This is a genomic window from Vibrio sp. EA2 (genome assembly GCF_033042495.1).
Lineage (GTDB): Bacteria > Pseudomonadota > Gammaproteobacteria > Enterobacterales > Vibrionaceae > Vibrio.
This window is the reverse complement of the sequence record NZ_JAWLID010000001.1, coordinates 333,478-355,369: the sequence shown is the minus strand read 5'-3', so window position 1 is coordinate 355,369 and position 21,892 is coordinate 333,478. Positions and strand designations below refer to the sequence as shown.

Below are 21,892 nucleotides of genomic sequence, written 5' to 3'. Positions count from 1 at the left end.
GATTCACTCCTAAACCGACAACGAAGGCTTTGGCCAATACCATGTCGACACTGACGGTGTCACTTCAGACATGGTTAAGCACCCTCGGGTACAGGCTTTTTCACACAACTGACACCCGGTACACACGTCTTTTAGTACCGTATGCAACTGTTTCGGCGCACCGACAATCGCATCAAAAGGGCAGGCTTTGTAGCAACGGTTACATCCGTTACACTGCGCTTCGTCAATACGTGCCACCAGCTCAGACTCTTTATCATTGCTATCAATAGACACCCCAAGTAACTCGGCAACATTTTGAGCAAGTAACGCCCCACCAGGCGGGCAGCATGTTGGGCTCAGCTCACCAGACACCATTTTTTCCGCAGCTTGTCGGCAACCGGCCTCGCCGCATTGACCGCATTGACCACCAGGTAGTAATGCTTCGACTTTGTCTATTCGCGCGTCCCCTTCGACGTGGAACACTTTTGCAGCGTAACCAAGAGCAAGCCCAAGCAACGCTCCGAGCGTGACAAAAAATATAAGCGTGGTAAGTAACATGACTTAATCTCCCTTATGCCATTCCCGAAAAGCCCATAAAGGCCATCGACAAAAACCCTGCAGTGATGAATGCTATCGGAGATCCTTTAAAGGCAGCCGGGACCTTACTCAACGTAAGCTGACTGCGTAAACCAGCAAAAATGGTGATCACGAACAGAAAGCCCAATGCAGAGCCAAAACTGAACATCACCGTATTTAAAAATGACAAATTGTCTTGAACAGCCAGCAACGCGACACCAAAAACGGCACAGTTGGTGGTAATGAGAGGGAGAAATACGCCTAAAGACTGGTACAGCTCTGGAAATGATTTTTTAACGTATAACTCGGTAAACTGAACGACCGCAGCGATGACGAGTATGAAGGAGATGATCCTCATAAACTCAAGATGCAACGGCTTCAAAATAGCAAACTCAATGATCCAGCTTGATACCGTCGCCAAGGTAAGCACGAAGATAGTCGCGATCCCCATTCCCACCGCACTGGTGATTTTGCTCGATACCCCCATGAACGGACATAAGCCCAAAAATTTGGCTAAAACGACATTGTTTACAAATGTCGCACTCAGAAAAATGATCAATCCTTCGGACATAACAGCACTCCATTAGCTTCCCTTCACGGTGATGGTGCATAGCGCATGCCACAGGCGATTTTTGCACTGTAATGAAACAAACATCCCCGTAAACACAGTGCTAGCGCGCAGGTTAAGCACTTTTCTTTACCAAAATAGCTGTGTCACAAAGCCAACAAATTTTGCTTGTTCGCATGAATAATTGTTCGAAATCAAACAAACCTTCATTTAAACGAGCCCGCCATGCCTGGCCTGAGTGTTTGGAATAGGAAATGCATCGAGGGGTTATATCGCCAAGCGTATAAGGAAAGACGTATGGAACAACTTGATAGTCTGCTACCGGATAGCAACCCAATGGTGTTTGACATGCGAGCATTTGAACAGATCGTCGCTCATGCTCCTGTCGCCATCAGTATTACTGACAAACATGGCAACATCCTTTTCGTTAACCAGACTTTTAGCCAAATCACTGGCTATACCTCACAGGAACTTATTGGTAAGAACTCGTCATTATTGTCGTACAAGGCAACGCCTCAAAGCGTATATCAAAATATGTGGACGGCCATTACCAACGGCGATCATTGGCAAGGCCAACTGGTGAACAGAAGGAAAAATGGAGAACCGTATATTGCCGAAATTTCGATTTCCCGGCTTAAAGAACATAATGGCGAGACGCATTACTACGCTATTCATCGCGACATTACTGAGCGACACCAACGAATTACCGAACAAAAGAACCAGTTCAAGCTCTTCCAGGCAGTACTGAATGGTTCATCGACAGCGATTGCTCTGGTTGATGCGTCCAACACATTGCTCGTCAGCAACAAAAAGTATCAGCGAATCAAAGACAGTCTTAACCACGCCCCTATCGATTTATTGCTGGAAAGTATCCAGCGAGACTATCAACAGAGCAGCGTGGTGGAGTTCATTGGAGAACATACCAACCGTACACAAAATATCTCAATTCGAAATGAAGACGGGACATGTGAACGCTGGTTTGAATTTACATTGGTAAAAATCCCGGTTTCAACCATCAATATTGAGCACTACTTTCTTCCTGACAGTGACGATGACTACAGCGTTATCTCTATCACCGAACGTACCAAAGAAAAACTGTTAGTTGAGGAACGACGTATTAATGCGACCAAGCTGATGGTGAGAGACAATAAATACGTCCATGCCATGCAAGAGGCATTAATGGGCACGCTGCATCAATTACAGGGGCCATTCAATGTTATTGATTCAGCGGTGAACATTCTAAAGCGAACGAACGCGTCTTGCCCGGGCTTAATCGCGATGGATGACGCAATGGCGAATGCAAACGCCGCGATGCAAGAAATCATGCTCGCCATCCCAGAACGAGAAAGAGAAGCACGACAACCGGTAAACCTCAATGAAGTGATTCGTGACTCATGCAGCGTCAGTTATGACGAATTGATGAGACTGTCGATTAACTTAGAGCTTGAGCTGTCATCTAAGCTCTCCTCAATTAACGGCACTCCTCATCGACTGATTCTTGCCATCAAGCAGCTCATCGATAACGCGTTAGATGCCATCAAGTATGCTAGGCCATCAGAACGAACCCTGTTTATTACCACTTATCAACAAGACGGAGAGATAGTGGTTGATATCGAAGACAATGGCTTCGGAGTTGAAGAGAATCTTCGTCTCACCGTATTTCAGCCATTTTACAGTACCAAACCAAAACACCAGTCTGGCTGTCGTGGTATTGGGCTTTCCATCGTGCAACAGGTGCTCAATGAACATTCAGCCACAGTGACGATTTTAAGCAGCGAGCGACTAAACGGCGCAAAAGTCTGCTTAACCTTTCCAATTAATAGCGGTAAGTAATTATGTTAGATGAGCATACTCTTTTAGATTTAGAGCGTCAGTTATTGGCGGCAATGTATCGGATATCTAGTGTGCTTAACGCTAGTTTAAACTACGTTGAGTCATCTGACAAAGTACTTAAAATTCTGCACGATGAGTGTCGTTTACAGTGTGGCATGCTCACCATTCTCGACCACCAAAAGAACATCATATTGGTCAAGTCTGTGCATAGTCCACTTAACGGCAACACCCTGGAGCAAAAGAACGTTTACTATAAAACCGGCGAAGGGATTGTCGGAGAGGTCCTCAACCAGGGCAGCTCTATGGTTATTCGCAATCTGGGTAGTGATATGCGCTTTGCAGATAAATTAGCACTCTATGACTATGACAAACCCTTTATCTGTGTCCCGATTAAAGACGGTAATAGCAAAGTTCTTGGCGCACTCTCTGCCCAGCCACCTAATGTTGCCGACGAACACCTGACGCTGTTATCAAAGTTCCTCGATATGATTGGTAACTTAATCGCCAAGAATATTCAATTGTCTCAGAACGTTGAACGTACTGAAAAAGAGCTGGTTGATGAACGTGACGGACTGCGCCGTAAAGTTCGTAATAACTATAGTTTCCACAACTTAGTCGGACACACTAAAGCCATGAGACGGATTTTTGATCAGATCCGTCTGGTATCTCGCTGGGACTCTACCGTTTTGGTCCGTGGTGAGTCCGGCACAGGTAAAGAGCTGATAGCGAATGCTATCCACTACAACTCGCCACGAGCGGATCGTCCGTTCGTGAAACTCAACTGTGCTGCACTGCCAGATAACCTGCTCGAATCTGAGCTATTCGGTCACGAAAAAGGCGCATTTACCGGTGCGGTAAAACAACGTAAAGGACGTTTTGAAATGGCCCACAACGGCACCATTTTTCTTGATGAGATTGGTGAGACTAGTGCTGCTTTTCAAGCAAAGTTGTTACGGGTTCTGCAAGAGAAAGAATTTGAGCGTGTCGGTGGCACAACAACCATTACTGTCAACGTGCGTATTATCGCCGCAACGAACCGTCATCTGGAAGAAGAAGTGGCACAAGGGAACTTCCGTGAAGACCTTTATTACCGACTTAATGTTATGCCAATGCACTTACCTCCCCTTCGAGATCGCATTCAAGACATCCCGGAACTTGCCGAATTCATGCGCAAAAAACTCAGTAAGCAACAGGGTCGTAACCTCACCATCAGCGAAGATGCAATACGAGTGATGATGAATCACAACTGGCCGGGTAACGTTCGTGAACTGGAAAACACCTTAGAGCGCGCTTCCGTGTTGTGCGAATCTGGCGTCATTGATGCTAGTTTAATCACAATAAACCAAGCTGAACCCAGTTTTTCAGTGTCCGCTCAACCCGCTTACGCACCAACACATGCCCTCGCAGCACCTCCTCACGTTGCAGAAAATCAGCTAATGCATCGGGAAAAAAGCAAACCAGCAGACGAGAGAGAACTGGTTATTGATGCTCTGGAGCGTTCCGGTTGGGTTAAAGCCAAAGCAGCAAGGTTACTCAATATGACACCGCGCCAAATTGCTTATCGAATTCAGATATTAAATATCGAAATGAAACAAATCTGACAATTTTTGCGAGCTAAACATTGTCGGCTATCTGACAATTGTTACCCATCATTGTTCCTTAACCATTGTAAAACAATCACTTAATTAAGGAACAATGATTGCAGACTAGCTTATTAAAGGCATTTACTCATAAGGGGCAGACATGGAAAGTCCTTCACCACATGCAAAAAGTGACGATTGTACGCAAGATAATCTCCATCACTTTTTCAATAAGCAAACCCAGGATAAAATTGCGAAACACCCTTGCTATTCGAAGCAGGCTCATCAATACGCGCGCATGCACTTGCCTGTAGCGCCGGCATGCAACATACAGTGCAACTACTGTAATCGGAAATATGATTGCAGCAATGAGTCTCGCCCGGGAGTCGTGTCACACGTAATGGATAGTGCAGCCGCGCTCAAACAGTTTTCGACCATTAAAAAGCGCGCGCCTAATCTGACTGTGGTCGGGATCGCAGGTCCCGGTGATGCACTCGCAAACCCTCAAGCCACATTTAAAACGCTTCGCGATATTCATAAGGCCGATCCCACCGTACAGCTATGTATCTCAACTAACGGGCTAGCGCTTGCGGAACATGTGATGACTCTGGCTGTACTGGGTGTTAATCATCTCACCATTACGATTAATTGTATTGATCCTGAGATCGGAGAAAAAATTTATCCTTGGATTTTTTACAACCGGAAAAGGCTTAAAGGCAGAATCGCAGCACAAACACTCATCGAGCGTCAATTGCTCGGATTAGAGTTAGCAGCCAAAGCTGACATGCTCGTCAAAGTGAATACGGTACTGATACCGGGCGTGAACGACCACCATATCGCTCAAGTATCAGAGAAAGTGAAATCTCTTGGTGCGACGCTGCATAACATCATGCCTCTGATATCTGATCCAAGTCATGGTACCCATTTTGGGTTGAGTGGTCAGCGAGGACCAACGGACGATGAATTGGAGCACGTTCGCGACGCATGTGGCGTACATATGCCACAAATGACTCATTGTAAACAGTGTCGTGCAGACGCTGTGGGCATGCTTAGTGATGATAATGCTTCGCCATGTGGCTCGTCTGCCAAATCATCGCTATATAAAGTCGCAGTTGCCAGCCATGGAGAAGCCCATATCGGATTGCATTTTGGTCATGCAGAACGCTTTGAAATCTACCAATACGACCAAAACTCTCAGCAATTCTTGTTCGAGGAATCTCGCAATGTTTCTCAATACTGTCAGGGTCAAAGCGACTGTGGTGAAGAGGCAGAAAAGGAAGCCTTGTTCAACACGATCTCGGATTGCCAGATGGTTCTCAGCGCGAGAATCGGCATTACACCATGGCGGGAGCTGGAGAAACGTGGGGTTACTCCCAATGTTGACTTTGCCTTCCAGCCAGTCAGCAGCAGCTTAGAAGCCATCGCCAAAAAATACTGTCATGATACTCAGCCAACGGAGACGAAACATGAGCTTTTCAATCAACAATAAATGTGTCGGCTGTCATGCCTGTATGACGGTGTGTCCGAATCAAGCGATATATAAAAGCGACAGGGCGGACAGGCCATTCTCCATCCATACCAAACGATGTAATGAGTGTGCTTCCTTCTGGCACGAACCACAGTGTGCCAGTATTTGCCCTATCGAAGAGGCGATTGTGGATCGAGCCAATCGCCCGTTAAATCCTTTAGGTAGCTTGAGTCCGCAACAACAAGGGAGTTCGGTATAGTGCATGATGAAAAATGTAATCAATACTGGCGACCAATCGTCCACTCATATTTGAGTGGGCGCTCTGCTTTGCCACTTTACCTCGGATTGGAGAAAAACCGTTTTAACCAAGTGAGCGGGTTCCTTAATTTTGGGGCTAACTTAACCAATCTAGAGACTAAACAAGCCTCGTTACGTAGCGAATTAATGGCGTTAAGAAAAGACGAGTACGACCAGCTACATCAATTGTTATTTCAAAACCTGGATACCTCACGCCTGTTTGCAGAGGAAATGGCCATCGTCATAGCAAGTGGCTGTATGGGAAGCCAGCACCTCTGGCATGACTTAGGGCTACCCGAACGGACTGTACTAACGCATTTATTTTCTGACTACTTCCCTGCCTTATCCGCAGCGAATGTAAACAACATGCGCTGGAAACGGTTTTTATACCGTCAGTTATGTGAAAGTGGTGGTGATTACGTTTGTCGTTCACCAAGCTGTGAAACCTGCTCAAGCTACAGTGAGTGTTTTGAAACAGTGTCGTAACGTCACTCAATTCGGTTCAAAGTTTAGTCATTATTGTAGAACTTGTCCGTTAATCGTTTTGAGTGTTTAGAGACGTATAATCCCCGAAAAAATAAAAACAAATAATCCTTTACATGTTGCGGCTAAAAGACAATAATGGCGCCGCTCTGTTGTTCAGAGTTATTAAATGAGACATCACGTAGTAAAAGTAAAACCCTTAGAAAACCAAGTTGTTATCCTCAGTGTTTCCCTTAGCTTCAAAGATACATTAAATAATTCAAGCTACTAGCGCATCATATTTTAGTTATTCATATTCAATTTATATAAGGGACATGTCATGTCTAATAAAACAACTGGTTCTGTAAAATGGTTCAACGAAACTAAAGGTTTCGGTTTCCTTACTCAAGACAACGGCGGTGCAGACGTATTCGTTCACTTCCGTGCTATCGTTTCTGACGGTTTCAAAACTCTTCAAGAAGGTCAAAAAGTGACTTTCGAAGTAGAGCAAGGCCAAAAAGGTCTTCAAGCTGCTAACGTTGTAGTAGCATAAGATTTTAGGTTGGGGCTAGCTGTGTTCTACAGCCAGCCCCGCTTATCTTCAGCTTATTCATACCCCTGCATACCTTCCCACACATACCACCTGTCTTTATCTCACTACCTTCTTCTATTGACTTCTCTGTATAGAAAACAGTCTGACTCTCGTTAGTTACAAAATCATATAACTACATCTAATACCTCTAACTCTATATAATTAGAAACAGTATTTACGATGATAGTGGATTTTTGCTCTATACCAATCTGGATAAGTAAATGGTCAGATTATTGCGGGAATTGGTACTATTGAAACACTCGCCCACTTAGGTACAGAACATGACTGATGAAGAAAGAATTGAACTGCAAAAAAACAACCCTCTCCATGGCCTTAAACTAGAAACAATGATTACCGAACTGGTGGATTTTTATGGTTGGGATATTTTAGATGCAGCAATGCGTTTTAATTGTTTCCACACAAAACCCTCAGTTGCGAGTAGCGTGAAGTATTTAAAGAAAACGGATTGGGCGAGAGAGAAGTTAGAAAACTTTTATTTATACCGTTTTAAGCGTATGCCAAGAGCTTCAAGTGAAGAATTCGACTTACCTCCGCGCGCTCGTACATTTCCACACGGGCTTAAACCAAAAGAGCCAATGGAACTGACGGTTGAATCAATCTTAAAGTCACAAGCGAAAGCCGCTTCAGCACACAAAGAGCGTTCATCACGAAACCGCGCCAAACGATAGTATCTGCCCAATTCGTCACCACCAGGAACAGGTCAATACGAAACAAGCCAGATTATCTGAATATTAAAAAAAGTGGGGAAGTCAGATCCTCCCCCACTTTGTACCTATTGAAAGTATAAATACCGACTACTCTCTTCTTACTCCTCTATATCCAATTCAGGCCATTCAAGACCGTCAGGTAGATCAGGAAGTCCCCAGTTATGAATGTAATTAATCACTCTTAACGAATCGTCGGCTGCTTGTGTAAAGCCACGTGCATAATCAGTATTAACTTGGTCTGCTGTAAATGCCTGAGGATTACTAGGTATATCAAGAAGAGGAACGACTTGATATGACAGCGTTGAAACCTCTACTGGATAAATAATACCATATTCATCTGGCTCAGCAGGCACGACCCCTGGAAGTAACAGGCCTACTTGTTTTCCACCGTACGCAACATCACGGTAATAACTATACGCAGTAAAGTTGAAATACCCATTTTCATTGAGATTCAGATTATTGCCATTCACATCATTGATACCCAATATGGTATTGATATTAATAACGAGATCGAGAGTGATATAGCCAAACTTATCTCCAGCCCCCGCCAAAAACGAGGCGGCCATATTCAAGTCTTCCAAACTCAATGTTTCAACACCATTACCGGCCAAATGTCTAAGGCCACCTAACTGTTCATCCGTTAAGTCAAGTTCCGGTAGGTAGCCATTCAGCATCAGTTTTTTATAGAGTGCTAAGTTTTCCAATGGCGAATCGATGGTTTTGAATACACCCGCCTCAACCTCCACCTCAATTCTACCTGCAGGATCGGTTCTGATACTAAGCGCATTGTTAATGTTAGACATCGCTTCGTTATAAGAAGCTTCAATAACATCAGTTGGCGATCTCGCGACACTTAAGCGACCAAAGTCCACTTCTTCCCCGTAGCTTGCAAAATCATAACCTTCGTAGCCCTCTAGGCTCTCGACAATTTCACAATCACTGTTAAGCGGGATTAACATTTGAAACTCTTCAGGTAACGCTGGAAGAGGTTCACCGGTGATCGGATCTAAAGCCTGTTCGTTCGCGATTGGCTGGAAGCAACCATTGTCATCTTGTGCAGGTTTGTATATTGTTGCGTCCAACTCATCCACCCAGTCCCAGGTATATAGAACTGGCTCACCATTGTCATTGCGTACAATGATCAATAAATCCCCGTATAAATCACCTTTGCTGACGCCGGGTTGGTTGTTACCCCTACCAGGCTTCCCATCTTTACCTTGATTGCCAGCCCAAGCAGGACGATCTGAACTATCATCCGCGGATTGAGCGAAAGGAGGCAACAAGAATAATAGTAGCGCGAACGCCATACTCACTAGCCTGAGTATATTCAGGCTCATTTTTTTGATTGGTGTATAGTCTTTCATCATGTGCTCCTTAGCGCATTGTTGCGCTTCAATCGCAATACATTGCTTAAACGAAAAAAGACTGCTGGCTAATTAAGTTTTTAACACCACCAAGTTAACTGTAGAGCAGAAAATATAAGGGATTGCTAATATATTTAAGCCTGTTGATATGGATCAATTGAAAATCAATTAATTTCTTACCGACAAGCGAAAGTGTAGGCACTGCAATTGAAATGACTGGAAAGTACGGGTGTCCCCTATTTGAAGATCATGAACACGGTTCGCAAACCAAAGCAGCTATCAGCTCAGGCTCGCCAGTCGTGCGGCAAAACCCATAAAGAACATACCAAGCAACCCGTTACCTAGCTTTGCTAACACCTTATTGTCTTTAAATAACTGGGTTAATGACGAACCCAAAAAGATCAGCGTACTCAGATAAACGATACTGAAGACTTCGAGGATAAAAGCCAGAATTAGGTACGAAATCCACGTGTGTTCATAGGTATAGTCAATAAATTGGATAAAGAATGAGACGTAAAACAGAATCGCTTTTGGGTTGGTCAAACTCAAAGTCAGCGATTTCGCAAACACATTTTCTCTCTTTTTAGGGCGCGCGACTTCCGCCTCATCGCCATCCGTTTTGCTCATCATCTGATGAATGATTTTCAGCCCCAAATAGAGCAAATACGCAGCTCCGAGGTAACGAATAATCGTAAACAAGACCGGTGATGCCTGAATAAGAGAAGCAACGCCAAGATAGGAAAGTAAGATTAGTATTGCGTCACCAATTAGCACGCCTGAAGCAGCTTTGTAACCCGCCTTAACACCCAGAGATGAGCTCGATTTCAACACATAAAGTGAGTTTGGACCCGGCGCGAGAATGATCATGGTAAGGCCGATCAAATACGTCCATATATTAATTACGCCAAACATCTCCAACATGACGAGCAACCCTTTTTATAGAACATCTAACGGAATGACGATATATAAATGAAACCAGTAGCAAAGTCTATCTCGAACCAGAAAAATTCACGCGACAGATATTACCGCATTCATAACAGACCTCTCATTTATGTTAGAAATTAATTAAAGATGTTATAGAACGTGATCAAACTCCTAGAATTTATCAAATGTTACCGGTAACTTTGCGAATGTTCCCGGTAACATTCGGGCGTAGTAGGAATACAAATAGATCCGGTAATAAATTAAAGGACGAATGAATGAACATCATACAAAAATCCCTAACCTCAGCTATCTCACTAGCGTTGCTATCAACTTCTGCTTTCGCTGCTGACTTTAACTTCAAATTTCAATCCAGTGACCCATCTGGTGACAAGAACTTTCAGGTTCAAAAAGAATGGACAGAACGCGTAGAGCAAATGTCTGGTGGTCGTATTGAAATTGATTTATTGCCCGTCGGTGCGGTGGTTAAACACACTGAAACCTTGGGTGCCATTAAAATGGGCATCATCGACGGTCATATTACGGCAACCGGTTACTTTACTGGTCAGGATCCTGCTTTTGGTCTGATTGGTAATATGGTTGGTGCGTGGTCTGATACACGTCAATTGCTTCAATACATCAACTACGGCGGTGGTTATGAGTTGATGACAGAGCTGTATGCTCCTTATGGCGTGAAATACATTGGTGGTTCGACAACAGGCGTCGAGTCGTTTGTATCTAAGGTTCCACTTAACGGTGTTGATGACCTTAAAGGTCTGAAATTGCGCGCTCCAGAAGGTCTGGTTCAACAAGTGTTTGCAGCAGCTGGTGCAACACCAGTAAACCTGCCAGGTTCAGAAGTCTTTACCGGTTTGAGTAAAGGCGTTATCGATGCCGCTGACTACACCGTTTTTTCTACCAACCATCAAGCAGGCATGAATGATATCGCAACCCATCCTGTTCAACCGGGCTTCCACTCTCTGCCAACCATTGATATCTCAATGAGCCAGAAAAAGTGGGACAAGCTACCTGCGGATCTTCAAGAAATCATGACGGTATCGGTTCGTGACTTCGCCGAAGATATTACAACTCAACTTCGTATTGCCGATCAAAAAGCCGTTAAGGAAGCTGAAGCGAATCCTAACATCACCATTCACGACTGGTCGGAAGAAGAACGTAAGAAGTTCCGTCAAATCGCAATGGGTGAGTGGAAGAAATACGCAGAGCTCTCTCCAAATGCGAAAAAAGTTTACGATTCTATTACGACTTACTTAAAAGACTCAGGCCTACTTTAAGTCGTTAAATATTGGGAGGTTTACGCCTCCCTATTTCATTGGGAACTAGACATATGAAAGAATCAGACACAAATATCGTGGCTGAAATGCCCCACAATATACTCGACAAAGCAATAACCAAAATCAGTGAGCTGTTTAGTTTATTGTTTGTTGCCACCGTCCTCATTTCTTTTTATGAAGTCGCAAGTCGCTATCTGTTTAACTCGCCGACAATATGGGTTCATGAAACCGCTTCTTTTATTGGTGGCGCGCTGTTTGTTATCGGTGGTGCTTACGCACTGGCAACCGACAAACACGTAAGAGTTGTTCTTGTTTACGATGCAGTATCACAAAAGACAAAGCACTACCTGAATGTCTTTCACCACTTAGCTGGACTGCTATTTAGTGGACTGTTGATTTATGCGGCGTGGCAAACCGTTGCTAACTCATGGTTTGCACCATGGGGTGGAATACGACTAGAAACCTCAGGTTCTGCGTGGAACCCACCATTCCCTGCCCTTCTTAAAGGGATCATTCTATTTACCGTTTGCTTGATGTTTATTCAGTTCATTTTGCATTTGATTAGAGAAATTCAACAAATTAGGGAAGAAGGCGATGAATAATTTATCTTCTACAAAACAAGCTGTAGGGAGCTACAAGCCTGTGTTCCTTGTCATAGGCCTTCTGACGTTAGCCGCCGCTTTAGGCTGGCTTGGTGTTCAAACATTCAATTCTAACTTATCATCGATTGGCATCGAATATGGCAGCTTGTTAATGCTGGTTCTGATGATCGGGCTTTTGTTGACTGGTATGCAATTAGCGTTTGTAACAGGGCTCGTCGCACTGGTCTTTACCTTAGGTTGGTTTGGCGTCGATGCGTTGCCACTTATCACCAGTCGTATTTTCAGCTTCGTGAGTGGGTATGTTTTCCTTGCGGTGCCGATGTTTGTACTCATGGCTGCCCTGCTTGATCGCTCAGGCATTGCCAGAGACTTGTTCGATGCAATGAAAAGTGTCGGCCGTAAAGTACGTGGTGGTGTTGCGGTTCAGACCTTACTCGTCGCCGTGATCCTTGCTTCTATGTCAGGTGTTATCGGTGGCGAAACGGTGCTACTCGGTATTCTGGCACTGCCACAAATGCTAAGACTTGGTTATGATCGTAAGCTAGCAATTGGTACAACGTGTGCTGGCGGTGCGTTAGGTACTATGCTTCCACCAAGTATCGTACTGATTATTTATGGTTTATCGGCGTCAGTATCGATTGGCGAGCTATTTAAAGCGTCTTTCTTACCAGCGCTCATTCTGGCTATGTTTTACATGGCTTACGTACTTATTCGCTGTAAGCTTAATCCAGCCCTTGCACCACTGCCGTCAGAAGAAGATCTGGCCAAAGATGCTGAAGCTCATCCGAGCTACTTCAAAGCACTATTCTTCCCTCTGCTATCGGTTGCGACGGTACTCGGTAGTATTTACACCGGTGTCGCATCCGTCACCGAAGCTTCTGCGCTAGGCGTGGTCGGTATTGCTATCAGTGCTGCGATTCGCAAAGAGCTAAACTGGAAAATGGTCAAAGAGTCTTCCATCGCAACGATGCGTACCTGCGGCATGATCATGTGGATCGGTATCGGCGCTTCAGCACTGGTTGGCGTTTATAACCTGATGGGTGGTATCGACTTTGTTGAGGAAACCATTCTTGCACTAAGTGGCGGTAACGCAATGTCTACCCTGCTTATCATGATGGCAATCCTGTTTGTTTTGGGTATGTTCCTCGACTGGGTAGGCGTTGCATTGCTTACTATGCCGATTTTCGTGCCAATTATTACCGGTCTTGGCATGGACCCAATCTGGTTTGGTGTGGTGTTCTGTCTGAATATGCAGGTTGCGTTCCTATCTCCACCGTTTGGTCCGGCGGCGTTTTATCTAAAATCGGTTGCGCCGAAAGACATTAGTCTGGGTGAAATATTTACAGCACTACTTCCGTTTATAGCACTACAAGTTAGTGTTCTTGCTCTGGTTATCATGTTCCCTGAGCTTGCATTATGGTGGCGATAAGTTTGCCCGTTAAGCCTAATTATGAGTTGATACTATGAATAAAAAATATGTCGTTATGGGTGTTTCTGGGTGCGGTAAATCCTCTATCGGTGACTCGCTGGCAAAATCTTTAAACATTCCTTTTTTCGATGGTGATGATTATCACCCAGCGGAGAACGTTGAAAAAATGAGGAATGGTATTCCTCTAACAGATGAAGACAGAAAAGAGTGGCTGTTAACACTCAATGCGCTCATTCAAGAACAAGACAACCTGGTGTTGGCATGTTCTGCACTGAAACCTGAGTACAGAGAGACGTTAAGAGCAGGTTGTAATGATCTCACCTTCTGCTATTTAAAAGGCGATTTTGACACAATATGGTCGCGGCTTAAGGCCAGAGAGGATCACTACTTTCAAGGCTCGGCCATGTTAGAGAGCCAGTTTAACACTCTGATAGAACCTAGCGAACAGGAGGCGATCTACATTGATATCAATCAGCCTCCGGAGAAAGTAGTCGGCGATATTCTATCAAAAGTTTGATCAAACAAGGGCTGGTTTACCAGCCCTCTTTCTTTTTCTACCCACGTGTTTTGCTATGGAGTGAATCAAAGTTATGTGGGTTCATATACATTCAAGCGTGATGAACTGGGGTATGAAAGAGGTGCCTGAATACTTTGGCGGCAAAACTATTCATCAGCGCAGCGAGAATGATCAGCGTAATTCCTGCGACCTGATAGTGAGAAAAACTTTCATCAAAAAACATGACCTGCCATATCGCGGTAAACAGAAGATTGGTAAAGATCAACGGCGCAAGTTGCGAGTTACTTTCTGCCAATCGGTACGCTTTAGAGCGAAATATTTGATTCCCGACGACGAATATCGAGAGCGCCAAAAGAAATACCCACACCGATGCGTTGAGTTGTGGTTCGATCAATATCTGCATATCCATTTCCGACAGACCTGAGATAAACGACAATGGCAGCACACTCAATGCAGCAATTAAAAATGTCCAACTATTGAATACCGCAGGCTTGACCTCTTTCTTACTAGCGCGAAACAAACTCACCTGAGACCCTGCACTGAAAAATCCCGCCCCTAAACCGATCAATAGCTCCGGTCTAAACTGAATACCAGAAACATCCCCGGCCAACATTAAGACGCCAACAAACGTCGCCGCTAAACCAAATTTCGTTTCAGGTTTAATCGTGACTTTAAAAAATAACTTTTCTAAAACAGCGATAAAGAGCGGCCCGGTCGCAAACAGTACTGAGCTTTCCACCAGGGATAACGTATTCAATGACGCAATAAAGCAGAGTTGGCATGCAGCAATACATAACCCACGAATAATAATAGGTTTTAATACTTTACGCGGTGGCAAAGGCAACTTTGCAGCTAGTACGATGGCAAAAAGCAATAAAGCTGGCAGAAGAAAACGTAGAAACGTAAGCAGCTCAATGCCCATCATTTCGGTAAGTTTTTTTAATAAAAGTCCAGTCAACGATAAACTGAACGTGGAAATTAGCATATAAGGTACAGCGTGGTTCTTCGACAAGATATTATCCTCCCTATTGACGCGCCCATACTAGAGCAATGACAACAAAGAAAAAAACGAATATATTTAAACAAACCTGTTAGAAAAACTTACACATGAATAAACGACCACCACTGAAATCTCTCTACGCCTTTGTCGCGGTTGCAGAAACCGGCAGTATGACCGAAGCCGCTGGCGTGCTTAGCGTCAGCCACTCTGCAATCAGCCAAGCGATAAAAAGCCTTGAATCTCTTATCGGGCAGCCATTGTTTCAGCGTGTTGGCAGGCAGGTTCAGCTCAATTCCGTTGGCCAGAAGTACTACAATGACATTGCTCCGGCATTAAAAACGATTGTCGAGGCGACAGATGCCGTCACTCATCAGCCACAATCAAATCGAATTACCCTAAATATGATCAACTCTCTGGCGATACATTGGTGGGTACCACGAGTAAATAATTTCCAGCAATATGCGCCCAATGTGGATATTCGCCTGTCAAACCTAATCGGTCCATTTGATTTAAACCAAGAAGGTGTCGATGTCGCAATCATTCACGGAACATCCGATGAATGGGAGGATTACTACTGTGAAAAACTCGGGGATGATGAACTCTTGCTCGTTTGCAGCCCAGACTTGTTATCCCATTCGCAAGAACCCCCAACCGCTGCTGACTTGTTACAACGTTATCCTGCGATTTATGCCGAAAACCTGCGCAGAAAGCAGGACTGGAGTGTCTGGTGTCAGGGTAACTCACTTCCCGTTCCCAAAAAGCGTAATAATTTGAGTTTTATTGCTTCCATCCATGCCGTTCAGGCAGCCATTCGGAAACTGGGCGTTTTCGTCACCCACCGATTATTCGTCCGTGACGAAATCAAACACGGTTTGTTGGTAGAAGTAGGTAAGCCAGTTAAAAATCCCCATCTGGAATTTTTCTTTGTTTGCAAACCAGAAAAGCTGCGTAACGACAACGTGCTGACCCTGAAGAATTGGTTGAGTAAAGAATTTAACAACGAATTAGATGATGACTATTAAGAACCTTGGATTAGCTCGGGTAGAGAAAGTTAGTATCGTTCTTTGCCCCGGGGGAAACAGAAACAAACCTATGAGGTAAGAAAAAGCCCGGCAGCATGGAAATATTACACTTCATGGCCGGGCTTAGACACTTGCGATTTAAGTACCATCTTTATTGGTATGATCGGCAATCGACCCTATTCATACCGCTAAAATGCGCCTAAATCGATGAACTCCACTAAAGCTCATTTTGTTAGTGATTGCCTTGAAACCAAGGTTTCTTTGGCTTGTTTCTGTTGTCAGATTTATTGTGCTTATTCTTATGTTTATTGTGCTTGTTAGGATGATTAGGATGCTTTCCAGATCCATGTTTATCATCATTGCCAAATGTAAGTACAACTACCGCAGGGTCATGATCGGAAGCTCGATAAATATCGTAGTATTTTGGCAATTCACCTGAGTATTGCGTCGAGTAATCAACATAAGTTGATTCTGGCGAGTTAATATTCCAGTCGATAGCATCAACAACGTTGTTTGCCGCTGTGTCGGCATCTGCCAGAATATAATCGAGCGTACCTAAAGTATCATCGTAAGAATAGCTGTATGAATCCGGGTGTATTTCTCTAATAACATTTCGGTAGCCAAATGATTCTGTCAGACTTTCTGGCTGGGCTCCGTCCATTTCTTGAGTACCGATAAAGGTATCGCGAGCAGGAGTGACCGAGTGCCCTTCTGGTAGATCGGTTAGCAACAAAATCGGATCTTCGCTGGCGTAAGAGTTCAGGTCACCCAGAATCAACTTATGGCCGTCGATTTTAGCCAACTCGGTTCCCAAATGTTGGGCTGCCGATACGCGGAAGTTTTCACATGAGCCCTGTCCATCAGGATCTTGGCCGTTTTGTAGATTAACGTCCTCCCAACAGGTTGAACCCTTTGACTTGAAGTGGTTAACAGACACGGTAATTGCCTCATCACTCCCTTTGATACGGAAAGTTGGCGTGATAGCGTCCCTCTGATAGTTGTCGGTATCCTCACCTTCTGTAGCGTGTTGCTCCGGCATTTTAATCAGTCGGTAAGTATCGAGTGTCACTTTAGAAGGTTTGAATATCACTTGGTTCGTGATTGCATCGGTACCTACGTATTCATAATCTTCACTGGATACATACGCGTACTGGTCTGACTCATCTTGAATCAGAAGGTTAATTTTATTGACTAAATGCGCTACAGCAGACGCTTCACCGAATCCATTGTTTTCAATCTCCATCAAGCCAACGATATCCGCGTCCATCGCGACTATCGCTTTGGCAATTTTATCGCCTTGGCGTTCAAACTCATCGAAAGTTTCCGCGCCACGGTTGTCACCGTAAGGGTTTTCTGCCCCGCCAAATGGTGAGTTAAAGTAGTTGAGTACGTTGAAAGTGGCTACGCGCAGATCACCATCGGCAACGTCAGGGGCAGTGGTACGATCATTGTTATGAATAAACGTATCCTGGTTTGCTTCATTGGTGACATACAGACGGTAATCACTGTATGAATAACCCAACACGCCCTGAAGCCCGTTAATAGTGTCGTCGATACGGATATAATCATCACTGGTCGTCGTACCATCTTCCATTGGAACCGCGCTTTCTGTCAGAAACTCGCTGTACCAAGGTACGACACCGTTGGCTGCTTTTTGGAATGACTCGATATAGATACGACGATTTTTATTCTCATTATCCTGAGCTAATGCTTCGACAGAACCCGGTACATTTTGCTGGTTCATATGTAAGTTGACGCGCTCATACGATGCCATCATATTGTAGCGGTAAGCATCATAATCAAAGCTGAAGGTACGCGTGATATGCATGTCAGCCGCTTCGTCTAGCTCAATCAACATGCCCTCATGGCGCTCCAGCGTGAAGTCGAAACTTTCATCAGTATCCAGAGTGCGTAGAGGGGTTGGAATGATGGTTATTTGGGTCGGTTCGATATTATTGATATGTGTATCAGTCAGCTGAGTCCAACCATAACTTTCGTAGGCTTTACCTTGAACAGTAACGGTATTGCCAACTTCGATCCCATTGATATCGCCATTGACGAAGATAGCGTCAGAGGTATTCTCGTTGCCGTCCCCATACTGATCTTGAATGAAGAAGCCGACAGGGAGATCGTTCCCCAATGCGGAGGTTTGAATCGCGGTAACAATACCTGTCACTTCAAAATGCTCTTGAGATTCGTATCCAGAATCAATCAAAGGAGAACGCCAGGAATCCCCCTGTATTTCCATAATGGTTGTGGCTATGGCGTCAGGAATGGTGTTATCTGTCGTCTCATCAGATAGGCTTCCCAATCCGTCAAAGGTATCTTTAGCGTAACTGCTCCAGTCACTTTCATCGTATACCGCGCTCGCTGTACGACCTATACGACGCAGAGTGATATCCTTACCCCATCCACTGGCTGTTGGTACATCCCCAACAATATCGACCACAATACCGTTATTCAACAGCGCAACCGCATCACCACCATTGTGTACCAGGGCAGAAGAAATGATCGTGGCGACATCAGCAGAAAGTGACAGCTCAGCCAGATTGTTCTGTACAACCAACAGCTCTTGAGCTGCCAATGTACCGTTCAAACTAACCATCTCTGTCGGGATTGCGGAGCCATCTTTATAACGTGCCAGCGTATAGTTGGAGAGTGAAACACTTTCCGAGCCATTGTTATACAGCTCTATCGCTTTATTGTAGCTACCACCTTCAACATATTCCGTAATCAAAACTTCGGCATTGGCAGCGGCAGAAAGTGCCAGCCCCACCGATAATGTAATCAGTGTTTTTTTCATCTAGATCTCATCCATGTTGTGTAAGCTATATGTTTAATTTCGCTATAACTTACTTTTATTGATTAGTCATATTTCTAATATAAATTATCAGGTTAATATGAATTTAAAGTGACTATAAATCAGGCCATCAGCCATTTAAATGAAAGATAAATTAATTTACTTTTAATTAGTTAAATCAAAATCAGAGTGTCACTATTGAGTTAAAACAATATGAAACTTTAATTAATCCATCCACTCTAAAAACAACAGGATCAAATATACTAGAATGTAATCGCATACATTTATCTTTCAAAATATTCAATATTGATTCTTTATGAAAATTTGGCGAACACGGGAAGACTAGATACATTGCAGATAAATTCTCTAAATTGAGAATATGGAAGAAATAACTTAGTAGCGACGAAATAAATTAAAATTTGACACAATAACTTTGCAATTACCTTAAAAGTAACTAACTTTCATGCTTATGATTTGAATCCAGCATCCTTTTTATTTCATCTTCTCCAAGTGGGTGCTTGTTCTTGATTCTCAGACTCTCATTCCATTCTTCACGGAAGTCTTTCTGGATGTAAAAATTAATACCCAAGGTGATGGCCATAGCGATAAAGGCACCGATACTTGCTAGTAGCATATCTTTGTGAGCATCCCATATATCTCCCTGTGTGCCGAGATAATTCATTCCCAAGTCACCACCAAACATCTCAGCCGCACCCCATTCAAATAGTTCAAATACCATAGATGTCGCCATCGTCAAATCCAAAGGAAAGAAATAGCCCCAAAAGCCAGATGTATTGGCAACTCGGCAATATAACTCTCTGATCGGATACGCGAGTAAAAGTCCATAGCAAAAGTGGGTAAACCGATCAAAGTGGTTTCTTTCCCAGCCCATAGACTCATTAAGACTAAAGCCAAGATTATTAAGCAGAAAATCATCATAAGGCACTCGGGCGTAGGTATAGTGAGCACCAATTTCATGTAAACACATGAAAATAAATATTAATGTGTAAGATACTCTCGACATCGGAAAATGACGGTACGAAAAAGCCATGACAATCACAAACACAAAAACTAAGGAATTTTCCAAAGCCCAGTCCGCACGGTCATAGGGGTTGATCGAGAGCGCTATAAAAACGAAGGTGAAGAGTATTGCTAAGGAAACAAAATAGCGATTGTGTGTTTGTATCATTATAAAACTGCCCTTGCTCTCCCATTATTCATAGTATAGAAAGTGGTGGTCTGATGAGCTAATTTCCCCAAACAAAAGACTTACTATTTACGAGGTCAACAGGTTGTTGATTGATGGAACCATACAGAGTTAAGTTAACGATTCAAACGATCTTTTGAGTGGCTATACCAAACTCTACGGGTTCAACACACAAGACGGACTTCTAAAGTATAAAATGCATTTTATGCACTCACGCACACATTTGGTGCGAAGATGTTTCATTTCTGTTAGCTTACGCAAGAGAACGTAACAATAATTTTGCAACATATTGCGCAATGAATGATCATGCTGGTCAAGCAATGGGAATCACTTCGGGATAAGTCTGCTTGTAAATACCCTAGACACGCTCACGTGCTTTGTAAGTACCACCATCAATTTGAACCGCACTCGAAAAGAATTATGCACACTAGAACCAATACTCCTTTTGGCGTGACTCTCAATATCATCGGGTCAGCCCTCTTCGCTACCATGTTCGCTTACACGTCTCTACTTGGTGAACTTAATGGGGAGGAAATATATGGATGGCGTATCTTAATTACTGTCCCACTGTTAACCGTTTTTATTCTCGCCAACGGACACTGGTACCAAGTAGAGGCTATCTTTGCGCGAATGTTAAAGTTTGACCTGGCGTTCATTTTTACTCGTGTTATCGCGTCATTTTTGATTGGCGTTCAGTTATGGCTGTTTTTGTGGGCACCCGTGAACGGCTACGGACTTGCCGTGTCACTTGGTTATTTTATGATGCCCATCACTTTAGTTTTGGTTGGACGTTTGGCATTTAACGATCGCATGTCTCGCTTTCAGAAGCTGGCTTGTTTTTTCGCCGTTCTTGGCATTCTCAACCAAATGGTAATATCTCAGACGTTAGCCTGGCCTACCCTGGTCGTCTGCTTAGGTTACCCAATCTATTTTTGGTTACGACAAAAAACCGACACCAACAATATTGGTGGTGTCTGGTTTGACATGATGTTAAGTCTGCCAATCAGTCTCTACTTTATCTTTGAAAGTGGGCACATTCTTCAAGAGCTAAATGTCAATACTGATCTCCTTTGGTTAATTCTGGGGTTGGGGTTAATCAGTACATTAGCGTTGGCATTTCAATCTCTGTCTGCACCTCACCTAAACTTGAGTCTGTTTGGTCTGCTGGTTTATGTTGAGCCCGTACTTCTGGTCGCAGTCGCTATTTTGCTGGGCGAAAGCATCACTGCGAAGGAGTGGCCAACGTATATTGCCATCTGGCTCGCTGTTTTTGTCTTGATGGTTGAGGGATTTCTGAGTTTGAAGAGAGCGAAATATTAAACGGTAAATAGTGTTCGTTTAATTGCGAACGGCATATGAAGAACCGCATCTTCACACTATGCAGTCATCCTGAACAGCGACGAAGGAGCGTGATTCAGGATCTACTTACCGCGCACGTTATAGCCAAAGCTATTTCTTTAACTACTCAGCGCGCTCCTATTAGATTCCTAGTCTCGCTAATGCTCGCTGGAATGACACAGATAAAAACTGTTAAGTGACGGGTATTCAAGATTAAACGGCGGGTTTAATAAATCACAGAAAGCGCATCCTTTACCATTCCACTTAATTGAAATATGAAACGTGAGATAGCAACAGCATCTGACTATACATAC

At 43.9% G+C, this 21,892-nt stretch carries 20 protein-coding genes; 13 read left to right on the top strand and 7 right to left on the bottom strand.

From position 1 onward, the window contains the following. Positions 1 to 9: 9 nt before the first annotated feature. Together RXX31_RS01590 and rsxA are read right to left on the bottom strand one after the other, a co-directional pair. The gene (locus tag RXX31_RS01590; protein WP_317587338.1) at positions 10 to 537 is read right to left on the bottom strand and encodes an RnfABCDGE type electron transport complex subunit B; all 528 of its coding nucleotides are present in this window, start codon (positions 535 to 537) and stop codon (positions 10 to 12) included. A 13-nt stretch (positions 538 to 550) separates the two neighbouring features. Beyond that, positions 551 to 1,126 (bottom strand): electron transport complex subunit RsxA, encoded by a 576-nt coding sequence (rsxA, locus tag RXX31_RS01585; protein WP_317587337.1) that lies wholly within the window; start codon positions 1,124 to 1,126, stop codon positions 551 to 553. A 294-nt stretch (positions 1,127 to 1,420) separates the two neighbouring features. On the opposite strand from rsxA, the gene nifL reads away from it, so the two are divergent. From nifL to RXX31_RS01550, 7 genes are all read left to right on the top strand, one after another. Continuing rightward, positions 1,421 to 2,956: a nitrogen fixation negative regulator NifL gene (gene nifL, locus RXX31_RS01580; RefSeq protein WP_317587336.1), complete on the top strand. Its 1,536-nt coding sequence runs from the start codon at positions 1,421 to 1,423 to the stop codon at positions 2,954 to 2,956. Positions 2,957 to 2,958: 2 nt separating this feature from the next. Further along, positions 2,959 to 4,557 (top strand): nif-specific transcriptional activator NifA, encoded by a 1,599-nt coding sequence (gene nifA / locus RXX31_RS01575; RefSeq protein WP_317587335.1) that lies wholly within the window; start codon positions 2,959 to 2,961, stop codon positions 4,555 to 4,557. A gap of 142 nt (positions 4,558 to 4,699) precedes the next feature. Continuing rightward, positions 4,700 to 6,025: a nitrogenase cofactor biosynthesis protein NifB gene (gene nifB, locus RXX31_RS01570; protein WP_317587334.1), complete on the top strand. Its 1,326-nt coding sequence runs from the start codon at positions 4,700 to 4,702 to the stop codon at positions 6,023 to 6,025. Beyond that, a complete protein-coding gene (locus RXX31_RS01565) occupies positions 6,003 to 6,263 on the top strand; it encodes a 4Fe-4S dicluster domain-containing protein (protein WP_317587333.1) in 261 nt (86 codons plus the stop codon). Before nifB ends, RXX31_RS01565 begins: the two co-directional genes overlap by 23 nt. Next, on the top strand, positions 6,263 to 6,787 hold the full coding sequence (locus tag RXX31_RS01560; RefSeq protein ID WP_317587332.1) for a nitrogen fixation protein NifQ: 525 nt from the start codon (positions 6,263 to 6,265) through the stop codon (positions 6,785 to 6,787). The genes RXX31_RS01565 and RXX31_RS01560 overlap by 1 nt, the downstream gene beginning before the upstream one ends. 316 nt (positions 6,788 to 7,103) lie before the next feature. Further along, a complete protein-coding gene (locus RXX31_RS01555) occupies positions 7,104 to 7,316 on the top strand; it encodes a cold-shock protein (RefSeq protein WP_317587331.1) in 213 nt (70 codons plus the stop codon). Between the two features lie 320 nt (positions 7,317 to 7,636). Continuing rightward, positions 7,637 to 8,044 (top strand): VF530 family DNA-binding protein, encoded by a 408-nt coding sequence (locus tag RXX31_RS01550; protein ID WP_317587330.1) that lies wholly within the window; start codon positions 7,637 to 7,639, stop codon positions 8,042 to 8,044. A 137-nt stretch (positions 8,045 to 8,181) separates the two neighbouring features. Here the strand turns inward: RXX31_RS01550 and RXX31_RS01545 are convergent, their stop codons facing one another. Together RXX31_RS01545 and leuE are read right to left on the bottom strand one after the other, a co-directional pair. Then, positions 8,182 to 9,447 (bottom strand): hypothetical protein, encoded by a 1,266-nt coding sequence (locus RXX31_RS01545; RefSeq protein ID WP_317587329.1) that lies wholly within the window; start codon positions 9,445 to 9,447, stop codon positions 8,182 to 8,184. 279 nt (positions 9,448 to 9,726) lie between these two features. Further along, positions 9,727 to 10,368: a leucine efflux protein LeuE gene (gene leuE / locus RXX31_RS01540; protein WP_317587328.1), complete on the bottom strand. Its 642-nt coding sequence runs from the start codon at positions 10,366 to 10,368 to the stop codon at positions 9,727 to 9,729. Positions 10,369 to 10,646: 278 nt separating this feature from the next. Between leuE and RXX31_RS01535 the strand changes: the two genes are divergently transcribed. The 4 genes from RXX31_RS01535 to RXX31_RS01520 all read left to right on the top strand — a co-directional run bounded on the left by RXX31_RS01535 (position 10,647) and on the right by RXX31_RS01520 (position 14,211). After that, positions 10,647 to 11,663, top strand: a complete 1,017-nt coding sequence (locus RXX31_RS01535; RefSeq protein WP_317587327.1) for a TRAP transporter substrate-binding protein — start codon at positions 10,647 to 10,649, stop codon at positions 11,661 to 11,663. Positions 11,664 to 11,716: 53 nt separating this feature from the next. After that, on the top strand, positions 11,717 to 12,265 hold the full coding sequence (locus RXX31_RS01530; RefSeq protein ID WP_317587326.1) for a TRAP transporter small permease subunit: 549 nt from the start codon (positions 11,717 to 11,719) through the stop codon (positions 12,263 to 12,265). Positions 12,266 to 12,416: 151 nt separating this feature from the next. After that, positions 12,417 to 13,694: a TRAP transporter large permease subunit gene (locus tag RXX31_RS01525; protein WP_317587875.1), complete on the top strand. Its 1,278-nt coding sequence runs from the start codon at positions 12,417 to 12,419 to the stop codon at positions 13,692 to 13,694. Between the two features lie 34 nt (positions 13,695 to 13,728). Then, complete coding sequence (locus RXX31_RS01520) at positions 13,729 to 14,211, top strand: gluconokinase (RefSeq protein ID WP_317587325.1); 483 nt, start codon at positions 13,729 to 13,731, stop codon at positions 14,209 to 14,211. A 91-nt stretch (positions 14,212 to 14,302) separates the two neighbouring features. Here RXX31_RS01520 and RXX31_RS01515 read toward each other — a convergent pair whose 3' ends face one another. Then, a complete protein-coding gene (locus RXX31_RS01515; RefSeq protein WP_317587324.1) occupies positions 14,303 to 15,223 on the bottom strand; it encodes a DMT family transporter in 921 nt (306 codons plus the stop codon). A gap of 95 nt (positions 15,224 to 15,318) precedes the next feature. Between RXX31_RS01515 and RXX31_RS01510 the strand changes: the two genes are divergently transcribed. Then, on the top strand, positions 15,319 to 16,233 hold the full coding sequence (locus RXX31_RS01510; protein WP_317587323.1) for a LysR substrate-binding domain-containing protein: 915 nt from the start codon (positions 15,319 to 15,321) through the stop codon (positions 16,231 to 16,233). 232 nt (positions 16,234 to 16,465) lie between these two features. Here the strand turns inward: RXX31_RS01510 and RXX31_RS01505 are convergent, their stop codons facing one another. Both RXX31_RS01505 and RXX31_RS01500 read right to left on the bottom strand, forming a co-directional pair. Then, entirely contained in the window at positions 16,466 to 19,036 is a 2,571-nt protein-coding gene (locus RXX31_RS01505) for an ExeM/NucH family extracellular endonuclease (RefSeq protein WP_317587322.1), read from the bottom strand. 451 nt (positions 19,037 to 19,487) lie between these two features. Next, positions 19,488 to 20,222, bottom strand: a complete 735-nt coding sequence (locus tag RXX31_RS01500) for a DUF2238 domain-containing protein (RefSeq protein WP_317587321.1) — start codon at positions 20,220 to 20,222, stop codon at positions 19,488 to 19,490. Positions 20,223 to 20,660: 438 nt separating this feature from the next. Here RXX31_RS01500 and rarD point away from each other — a divergent pair, with 438 nt between their 5' ends. Next, positions 20,661 to 21,560 (top strand): EamA family transporter RarD, encoded by a 900-nt coding sequence (gene rarD, locus RXX31_RS01495; protein ID WP_317587320.1) that lies wholly within the window; start codon positions 20,661 to 20,663, stop codon positions 21,558 to 21,560. Positions 21,561 to 21,892 lie beyond the last annotated feature (332 nt).